This window comes from Thermogutta sp., assembly GCF_014359955.1.
In the GTDB taxonomy this organism is placed as follows: Bacteria; Planctomycetota; Planctomycetia; order Pirellulales; family Thermoguttaceae; genus Thermogutta.
Map to the genome: position 1 here is coordinate 1 of NZ_JACIYL010000130.1, position 8001 is coordinate 8001.

General features: G+C 57.7%; 6 protein-coding genes. All 6 read left to right on the forward strand.

What is annotated here, in order from left to right:
- Nucleotides 1–281: 281 nt before the first annotated feature.
- The 6 genes from H5U08_RS05995 to nusB all read left to right on the forward strand — a co-directional run bounded on the left by H5U08_RS05995 (nucleotide 282) and on the right by nusB (nucleotide 7962).
- Nucleotides 282–1067: a DUF3047 domain-containing protein gene (locus H5U08_RS05995; protein ID WP_297031245.1), complete on the forward strand. Its 786-nt coding sequence runs from the start codon at nucleotides 282–284 to the stop codon at nucleotides 1065–1067.
- Between the two features lie 253 nt (nucleotides 1068–1320).
- Nucleotides 1321–3993, forward strand: a complete 2673-nt coding sequence (polA, locus tag H5U08_RS06000) for a DNA polymerase I (protein WP_297031247.1) — start codon at nucleotides 1321–1323, stop codon at nucleotides 3991–3993.
- Between the two features lie 104 nt (nucleotides 3994–4097).
- Nucleotides 4098–4700, forward strand: coding sequence for a dephospho-CoA kinase (gene coaE, locus H5U08_RS06005; protein ID WP_297031249.1), 603 nt, complete (start codon nucleotides 4098–4100; stop codon nucleotides 4698–4700).
- 535 nt (nucleotides 4701–5235) lie between these two features.
- On the forward strand, nucleotides 5236–6732 hold the full coding sequence (gene rho / locus H5U08_RS06010; protein WP_366494134.1) for a transcription termination factor Rho: 1497 nt from the start codon (nucleotides 5236–5238) through the stop codon (nucleotides 6730–6732).
- A gap of 185 nt (nucleotides 6733–6917) precedes the next feature.
- Nucleotides 6918–7517 carry a 6,7-dimethyl-8-ribityllumazine synthase gene (gene ribH / locus H5U08_RS06015; protein WP_297031251.1) on the forward strand — a complete coding sequence of 200 codons (600 nt, stop codon included), beginning with the start codon at nucleotides 6918–6920 and terminating at the stop codon, nucleotides 7515–7517.
- Nucleotides 7518–7530: 13 nt separating this feature from the next.
- Nucleotides 7531–7962: a transcription antitermination factor NusB gene (gene nusB / locus H5U08_RS06020; RefSeq protein ID WP_366494136.1), complete on the forward strand. Its 432-nt coding sequence runs from the start codon at nucleotides 7531–7533 to the stop codon at nucleotides 7960–7962.
- Nucleotides 7963–8001 lie beyond the last annotated feature (39 nt).

Genomic DNA, 8001 nt, shown 5'->3' on the forward strand with positions numbered 1-8001 from the left:
TATTATAAATCTTTTGCTTTTATCTGCCGGTGCAGGGGATTGTCTCGGTCAGTCACCGTCACCAGCGTCAAAAAACCGTTTGCCCATTTTGAACGTCGTCGGGCCTCTCCGCCAACCGGGTTCAGCAATTCCGCTGAGTTGTGAACCAATCCGATCAGGCATAGAATAGGTTGAGATTTGCCAGCACGATCAGAGATTAGTCGAAGTATTCCGAGACCGTGCTCCGGCTCTCGCAAACGGCGAGTGTTCATCATCGGTTCGTTCAGCGAGAGGGCTGTGCCATGTTCTCCCGCCACCTGGCCCGTCAGCGGCGACCACTTCGCATGATGCTATCCCATTTTTTCCGAATTGGTTTCTTGATTGGGCTTCTGACGGCTTTGGGTAGCGTTCCATCAAGCGCGGCGGGCGAAGAAAACCAGAAAGTTTTCGGTTTTAACGGCCCACTCGTGTCGCGCTGGCTGACAAGTGTGAGCTGGCCAAGCCCATGGGAGTATCAAAAGGCCGGGCTTGGTGGCGATGTCCGCATCACGGTGGAGGCCGACCCCCAAAACCCGCACCAGCGCGTCCTGCGCCTGCGAGCGGTTCGCGCTTCGTTCGTCCTTTACCAGGATCTCCGCTCCCGGCCGTTTGCTGCCGATCGCTCCCCCCAGCTCTCCTGGCGATGGAAGGCCCTGACTCTCCCACGGGGAGGAAATGCCAATTACGACTCGACCAACGATCAGGTCCTGCAGGTGTATCTCGCGTTCCGTCGTCCCGATGGATATGACGTGATAGGTTACGTGTGGGACAATCCCGCGCGGGAAGGAGACAAAGACGTCATCCATCGCACCTACAATTCGCTCATTTTTGGCCGGGTGGAACTTTATACCCTCGTCCTTCGGCGGGGCACTGCTGACGACTGGGTGACAGAAAACCGCAACGTTGTGGAAGACCATGACAAGTACTTCAAAAACTCGCGCCCGCATGTGGTAGCCATCGGCATCTGGTGCGATTCCGACCACACAAGCAGTGTGGCAGAGGGGCTGATCGGCCCACTTGTCTTCTCCGAGTCCGCCGCCAAGCCGTGATGGTATCCGCAAGTCCCAGTCAAGCGCAGGGAAAGAAGAGACAGGCCCATCGATGTGCCCGAAACGAGCCAGCCGTTCCCGTCGTACCGCAGCGACGCGCACGCAGAAGTCAGCTCCTGATCTGTTCCAAGCGACATCCCAAGACAGCCCAGCGCCCGGACAGCCGGACAATCCCCTCGCGTCCCCATCGTCGCCCTCGCCAGCGGCAAACCCTAAACCGGACGAGTTGTTTCGCGGCAAACGAGTCTTTGTGGTGGATGCCCACTCGCTCATCCATCAGTTGTTTCATGCTTTGCCGGAAATGACCGCCCCCGATGGACGCCCGGTCAATGCCGTGTTCGGATTCGTCCGGGATATGATCCATCTCTTGACCAAATACAGGCCGGATTTTCTCATTTGCGCCTTTGATGCAAAGGAACCCAGCTTCCGGAAGGAAATTTATCCGGAATACAAGGCCCACCGCCCCGAACTCGATGCCGATATTATTCCGCAAATCGAACTGATCGAGCAATTTCTGGAAGCCCTCGGCATACCGGTCTTGCGCCAGCCGGGGTTCGAAGCCGACGACATCATGGCAACCCTGGCGTCGATTGTTGAAGCACAGGGGGGGGAGTGCGTGCTCGTTACCAACGACAAAGACTGCCGCCAGCTCATCACCGATCGTGTAAAACTCCTCAATCTGCGCAAGGAGACCTATATCGATCGTGAAGCTCTGCTCCGCGAATGGGGCGTCACCCCGGAACAGGTCGTCGATTTCCAAGCCCTCGTGGGAGACAGCAGTGATAACGTGCCAGGCGTTCCCCTGATTGGTCCCAAGGCGGCCCAGGAGCTCCTTCAGCGCTATGGAACGCTCGAGGCTCTTTATGAGCACCTCGAAGATCTGTCCCCCGGCAAAAAGCGTGACAACCTGGCAACTTATCGCGAACAGGCCTTTCTCTCTCGAGAGCTCGTCCGCCTCAGACGGGACGTGCCGCTGGATCTCCAGCCCCAGGAACTTACTCTGAAGCCCGTTCAGATAGATCGGGCCATCGAGTTGTGTCGCCAGCTCGGTTTTCGCCGACTCATCGCGGATCTCCAAAAACTCGCACCACAGGAAGAAGCGGCTCCGCCTTCCCAGACCGTCTCCTATCGTTACCACGTTGTCCAATCCATTCGAGAGCTGAAGGACCTGGCAAACAGGCTGGCCCAGGCCAAGGCGATGAGTCTGGATACAGAAACGACGGACATTCGTCCCCGCTGGGCCGACCTGGTGGGCATCTCGCTGGCGGTTGATCCACACGAGGGATTTTACATTCCCGTTCTCACGCCAGAAGGCAGCCCTGCTCTGGCCCGGGAGGAGGTGCTCGCCCATCTGGGACCGATTCTCAGCAACAAAGAAATTGCCAAAATCGGGCAGAACCTCAAATACGATCTGGTCGTTTTGCGATCCTGCGGATTCGACGTGCAGGGGCTCGGTTTCGACTGCATGCTCGCCGACTATCTTCTGGACCCCGGTTCGCGATCCCACAGTTTGGACGAGCAGGCCGCCCGCTTGTTGGGCCACGAAACAATCAAGATATCCGAGCTTATTGGCACCGGCCGCAAGCAAAAGCAAATGAGCGAGGTGGCACTCGATGAGATCGCGCGGTACGCCGTCCAGGACGCGATTCTCCCCTGGCATTTGAAGCAAAAACTGGAGCCGCAGCTTGAGCGGGAGGAACTGACGAAACTGTTTGCCGAGGTGGAAATGCCCCTCGTAGAAATCCTGGCGGAAATGGAATATCACGGTATCCGCGTCGATACGGAACGCCTGCGAAAGCTCGGCGAAGAGTTCGAACGACGCATGCAGATCCTGGAAGAGGAGATTTACCAACTGGCCGGGGAAAGATTCAACATCGGGTCCCCAAAACAGCTTCAGGAAATCCTTTTCGACAAACTTCGCCTCCCCAGTTCGAAGAAAACAAAAACCGGGATCAGCACGGACTCCGAGGTCCTGGAGGAACTCGCCGCCATCCACCCGCTGCCCGCCAAAATCATCGACTATCGCCAGTACGCGAAACTGAAGAACACGTACGTGGAGGGTCTCGCCACGATGGTCTGTCCGCGGACCGGCAGGGTCCACGCCTCCTTTCACCAGGCTGTCACCGCCACCGGACGGCTCAGTTGCAGCGATCCGAACCTCCAGAACATCCCGGTGCGGACGGAGGAAGGCCGCGAAATCCGATCCGCCTTTGTCGCGGAAGAAGGTTGGCGTCTGATTTCCGCGGATTATTCCCAGATCGAACTGCGTATGCTGGCACACTTCTCCCAGGACGAACGCTTGTGTGAGGCGTTCCACCGCGACGAGGATATTCACACGGCCGTCGCCGCGGAAGTGTTCGGCGTCCCTCCCACCGAGGTGACCCCCGAAATGCGGCGGAAAGCCAAGGCCGTCAATTTTGGAGTGATCTACGGGCAGACGCCCTTTGGCCTGGCCAAACAATTGAGAATCTCCAAAGAGGAAGCCGCGGCGTTCATCGATGCCTATTTTGCCCGCTATCCCGGAATTGATCGTTTTCTGGTGGGCGTCCTTCAGGAATGTCGTCGTCAGGGCTTTGTTCGCACCATTTTGGGGAGAAAACGGCGGATTTCCGGCGTCCGGGAGAATCCCACCCGCCAGCGCAATCTCCCGGAACGGACGGCCATCAACACGGTTGTGCAGGGTTCGGCGGCCGACCTCATCAAACTGGCCATGATCAGGGTGCGGAACGCCCTGCGGGAGGCAGGCCTGGCCGCAAGGATGATCCTCCAGGTCCACGACGAACTCGTATTCGAATGCCCAGCGGAGGAAGTGTCTGCCACGGCCGGCATCGTCCGTCGGGAAATGGAATCGGTCATGAAACTGAACGTCCCGTTGAAGGTAGACGTGGGTGTTGGACCGAATTGGAATGATATGGAGCCGGTATAAACCAGGGCCCTGTATCAAATCTGACACAGGACTGGCCGTCGGTTGCATGAGAAGGCACCATTTTGCGGTCAGGCAACGCGACCCTTTCGGAAAGCACATCGAACATGATCACGGTGGGTTTGCTCGGTCCCCCAGCGTCGGGAAAGTCCCTGGTCGCGTCAGAGTTCGCTCGGCTTGGGGCGGAAGTCTTCGATGCCGACGAAGCAGCGCATCGCGCGCTTGACCAGCCAGCGATTCGTGCTTATCTGGGGCAAGTTTTCGGATCGTCTGTTTTCCCCTCAACGGGGGAGATCGACCGAAAACTTATTGCCAAGCTCGTTTTTGAAGACACCGAGCTATCAAGAGAGCGCCGCCGAATACTGGAGCGGATCATCCATCGGGTCGTACTGCAGGAATGCCTGGCCGCGCAGCAAAAGTACCGCCAAGAGCGCCGACCGGTTTTCGTCATTGACGCCCCGTTGCTCTTGGAAGCTGGTTGGAGTACACTATGTCAAAGGTTAGTTTATGTTGACACGCCAACCGAGATACGTTACCATCGGGCGGGCACTCGAGGCTGGAAGCCCGAAGATGTAGATCGCCGGGAGAGGTGGTTGATCTCGCGGAGCGTCAAAAAGGTCCGGGCGGACTTTGTGATCGACAACTCCGGGAGTATCAATAATCTCCGAGAACAGGTCACGGACGTCTGGCAGAGCCTCATCGCCGAGTGACATTCCCACTAGCCCCCGACAATCGTGCCATGTTTGCCGGTCTCGAGGGGGCAGTGATAACCAGATCAGGGAGTATCCGGCGTCCGCGCCCTGGATTCGGTGAGTTGCGACCAAGGGGATCGGAACATCTGCCCTGTGTGATTCCGGCTGTCGAGAATGCCCGCATGTTCCGATTCATCCGGTCATCGGCGTCGTGAATGAGAGACGAACCGCGTCGCCAAACCGGGGAAACTACAAAAAATTATAAAACGAGTGAAAGCGAACACAGTGCGGTGCGTGGCTGTGAGGCTGAAAGAAGACTCATCGGTCTGCGTGCCGACAGATCGATAAAAAGCGTTGTTTCCCGTTCGATTTTGGTACAAGTTCTTTGAATTTTCCAACCTGAGCCACTTGAAGAGGGAGTGATTCATCCCCTAAAACATTTGGTTGGGTGCGGTAACGGCTACTCCATCCGTTTTACAATGTTGAGTCCCACCTATTGGCACCGTTCGCGTGCCGCCGGAAGGTCGTAACCTTGTCACAGGAGACTGACGCCATGTCCCAGTCGAAAGACGTCCGATCTTTTTCCGATTCCCGAAGATTCGGTGAGGAAGAATCCAACGGGAAAGGTATGCCATCCCAGCGTGGTCGGCAGGGCTTTCGTCGCCGCCGTCACGACCGTGATGAACCGCTCTCCATTGCGGAACAGCTCATGGATGGCCGCTTTGAAGAGGAGGAAAACGACGAAGAGGCCCAGCAGTTTGAACAGGTGAAGCGATCGGGCGACACCCACATCGCCGAGCTCCAGCGGATGTCGATGGCGGAACTCATTGAAGAAGCCCGCAAGGAAAATCTCTCCGATACCGAAATCGCGGGCATGAAACGACAGGACCTCATCTTCCGCATCCTCAAAGAGCGGGTGAAGATGAGCGGGCTGATGTATGGAGAAGGGACCCTGGAAATCCTGCCCGATGGTTTCGGCTTTTTGCGCAGTCCCGATTACCACTACCTGGCCTGCCCGGATGATATCTACGTATCCCCGAGCCAGATTCGCCGTTTCGGCCTGCGGACGGGAATGACGGTCTCAGGCCAGATTCGGCCGCCCAAGGAAAACGAGCGGTATTTCGCCCTACTGCGGGTGGAGGCCGTCAATTACGAAGACCCCAACCTGGCCGCCAAAAAAATCTGGTTCGACGACCTCACCCCCTGCCATCCCGACAAACGGATCATCCTCGAAACGACTCCCGAGGAAATTGAGTGCCGGGTCGTCGACCTCATCGCGCCCGTCGGATTCGGTCAGCGGGGCTTGATCGTGAGCCCACCCCGGGCGGGGAAAACAATCCTCCTCCAGAAGATGGCCAAGGCCGTCCTCAAGAATTATCCGGACTGCTACGTCTTCATGCTGCTCATCGACGAGCGACCGGAAGAAGTGACGGATATGGAGCGCCAGGTCAAAGGTCGCAACTGTGAGGTGATCAGTTCGACATTCGATGAGGCCCCCGCCCGACATATTCAGGTGTCGGAAATGGTGATCGAGAAGGCCAAACGGATGGTGGAATACGGGAAGGATGTTATCATCTTCCTCGACTCCATCACCCGGCTGGCTCGGGCATGGAATGCCGAATGTCCGGCATCCGGGAAGATCCTCACGGGTGGCGTGGACGCCAACGCCCTGCAGCGGCCGAAGAGATTCTTCGGCTCCGCGCGAAAGATCGACGAAGGCGGATCCCTCACCATTATCGCCACCGCCTTGATCGACACGGGCAGCAAGATGGACGAAGTCATTTTCGAGGAGTTCAAGGGGACCGGAAACATGGAAATCGTCCTCGATCGTCGGCTGGTGGACAAACGCATCTGGCCGGCCATCGACATCAACCGTTCCGGAACCCGTCGCGAGGAAATGCTCCTCGACCCGGAGGAATACCGCCGGATCTGCATTCTCCGCCGGGTTCTCAACGAAATGAACCCACCTGACGCCATGGAATTTCTTGTGAGCCGTCTGGCCAAAACCAAGACCAACGCCGAGTTTTTGATGAGTCTCAACGTCCGTTGATGCGGGCGGATTGGAGCATGCGGCACACGGGCAACCTGATTTCGGGGATTGTCCCAGCACCGGTGGAGCACGATTCCTCAACAACGCGCCCGCCGATCGTAACCGCCCTTCATAGTGGGCCAGATGCCGCTTTTACGGAGTGGGCATGACACACAGTGGGTTCCACGGCCAATCCATAAGCAGCAATGAATATTCGTGAACGTTTTCCGGGAATTCGCGTCTTTGAGGGAACTTCCGAGTTACCTCGGGGACGCTTTGCCGTCATCGTCTCCCGTTTCAATGAGACGATCACAGGCGGGTTGCTTCATGGCGCTCTGGAAACACTCACCTCGGGCGGGGTCCCCGGTGAGGCCATCGACGTCTTCTGGGTTCCCGGCGCGTTTGAGATTCCCACCGTTGCCCAGCGGCTGGCCAGTTCGCAGAAGTATCTGGCGGTCATCTGCCTGGGCGCTGTCATCAAAGGGGAAACTTCCCACGACCAGCACATCAATCGCGCGGTGAGCCTTCAAATCGCGGACATTGGTGTAAAAACAGGAGTCCCGGTTTTGTTCGGGGTGATCACATGCGACACGCTTGAGCAGGCCATGGCACGGTCGGCGGGCAGCGATGTCATCCGGAGCAAAGATCGGTCGGGGCGAGCGGTCAGCAACAAAGGGGCAGAAGCCGCCCAGGCAGCTCTCGAAATGGTGCGTCTCATGGAGCAAATAAGGCAGCATACGGAATTGCGGCAGGACGACGTGGCAACCACTGGAAAAGCACCATCCGGAGGGGCCTACAGTGGGTGACGCGATGGAGCATATGACCGGTCGCAGAAAGGCCCGGGCAGTGGTCCTTCAGATTCTTTATCAGGATGACCTCAATCCCCAACACAACCCGGCCGACGATGAACAGACATTGCGTCAGCGTCTCCGACGGCCAGAACTGGTTCGCTTTGCGAACGAGTTGCTCAGTGGGGTACGGAAATTTCGCCAGGAACTCGACGCCAAGATTGAGGCGGTTGCCGAAAATTGGTCTTTGAGCCGAATGGCCGTCACCGATCGAAACGCCCTGAGAATCGGGGCCTACGAGTTGCTTTACACCGATGTACCGCCCCAGGTGGCAATCGATGAGGCCGTGGAACTGGCCAAAACCTTCGGCACGCAACAATCGGGGCCGTTTGTGAACGGGATCCTCGACCGACTGTACCGGGATATCGTTCTGGGGTGTGCGCGGACGCCGGAAAAGTCGTGACAGACGTTCCTCCGGCCGGGCATGGATCAAAGGACCGGA